The following is a 1,506-nucleotide window of genomic DNA, read 5'->3' on the forward strand; positions in this document are numbered from 1 at the left end:
TACTTGTTGGGAAAATGCGGCAGCAATTTTTGCACGAGTTTCCTCTCCGCCACTCATTGTGTCGTTTTGTACATTGGAAACACCAAGGCGAGATAACATTGCCCGGTCTTCGACCGTTTCTATTTCGATTCCGCCCAGTTGGCTGATATGTGCAAAATCACCAAAACGCTGTAATGTCGCTTCGGCTAAAACAATTTCGCCATTAAGTACTTTGAGTAAACTACTCTTTCCTGCTCCGTTATCACCCACAAGACCAATACGGTCATAAGAGTGAATTTCCAATTCATCAATATCCAAAACATCACGCCCAGCATAATCCAAGCGTATGTTTCTCGCTTTAATAATTAAACTCATTTTTATTTACTCCTGTTTAGCTCTTGAAATTTTTTATGCAGCAAACAGGATTTAGGTGAAAACAAAAGCTAGCATCACAGTGTCCTCCCAAAAAAAAAGCTATTCATCCACAGGGTGGACAAATAGCTAGTCAATTAAGTTATAACTGGAAACTATGCACTAAAAGCATACTTATAAATTAAGCATACTTTTACTTTATATATCCGCATATATTCTTAAAGACACAACAAAAGCCCACCATTATAAAATAGTGTCACTATGCAAATAGTTGTGTCTTAACGAATGCGGATAGAATGCATAAACTTACCTAAAAAATAAAATTCAGTTTTATGATAACTTTACTGTTAAAAGAAGTCTAGACAACCTTGTTTTATGCTTGGATATAAGGCTTATTTTAAAATAATAGTAGTGAAGATTTTCTAAAATTAACATAATACACCTTATACGAAATAAAAATGGGAGCCTTAAGCTCCCATTTTTTAAGTAATTTTTTCAAATAAGGCTTGGGTGAGCATCTAAAATTCGAATCAATGTAGCTGCTGGTCCAGTTGGATAGCGTCGTCCCTGTTCCCAATTTTGCAGGGTACGGGGGCTAATATGTAGACGTGCAGCAAATTCATTTTGGCTCAAGCCAGTTTTTTCACGTACTTCTTTAATATCAGGCAATTCGAGTTCTGTAACTCGGCTTGCTTTAACTTCTTTACGTTTGATAGCTCCAGCTTCTTTGATTGAAGCAACCAAGTCATCAAATAAGTTGTTATCCATGAAATTGCTCCTTCACGAGTTGGTGCAGAATGGCGGTTTCCTTATCTGTTAAATTATCTTTTACTGATTTTGGATAAGCCACTAAGAAAAAGATCTGATCATCCTCGGTGACCCAATAATAAATCACCCGTATCCCACCACTTTTCCCTTTGTTACCTTGAGCACAACGTACTTTGCGAATACCACCGCCATTCTTGATTAGGTCACCTCTATCAGGCTGTACCAAAAGATCTTGCTGAAGTTGACGATATTCCTCATCAGATACAAGGTCTTTAATTTGCTTGGTAAAGATGCTGGTTTCAATAAATAACATGGACTCTTTATACGTCAATGGCGTATTTGAATTTTAGCAGTTTCCATAACAAAAAACGAGAGCTGGTAGATCTC

General features: G+C 37.1%; 3 protein-coding genes. All 3 read right to left on the bottom strand.

Features of this window, described 5'->3' with window-relative positions:
- The coding region (locus ACY3FQ_RS17020; RefSeq protein WP_489774499.1) for an ATP-binding cassette domain-containing protein at positions 1-354 on the bottom strand (354 nt) is incomplete at its 3' end.
- A 492-nt stretch (positions 355-846) separates the two neighbouring features.
- Positions 847-1,119 (bottom strand): NadS family protein, encoded by a 273-nt coding sequence (gene nadS, locus ACY3FQ_RS17025; RefSeq protein WP_000369781.1) that lies wholly within the window; start codon positions 1,117-1,119, stop codon positions 847-849.
- Complete coding sequence (locus tag ACY3FQ_RS17030) at positions 1,112-1,432, bottom strand: type II toxin-antitoxin system RelE/ParE family toxin (protein ID WP_000897307.1); 321 nt, start codon at positions 1,430-1,432, stop codon at positions 1,112-1,114. Before ACY3FQ_RS17030 ends, nadS begins: the two co-directional genes overlap by 8 nt.
- Positions 1,433-1,506: the final 74 nt, after the last annotated feature.

Source organism: Acinetobacter sp. AB03, from assembly GCF_058107045.1.

What these genes read in the sequence shown, in the direction of transcription:
- ACY3FQ_RS17030 (WP_000897307.1), bottom strand. Translation starts at nt 1,432, where the DNA reads ATGTTATTTATTGAAACCAGCATCTTTACCAAGCAAATTAAAGACCTT.
- nadS (WP_000369781.1), bottom strand. Translation starts at nt 1,119, where the DNA reads ATGGATAACAACTTATTTGATGACTTGGTTGCTTCAATCAAAGAAGCT.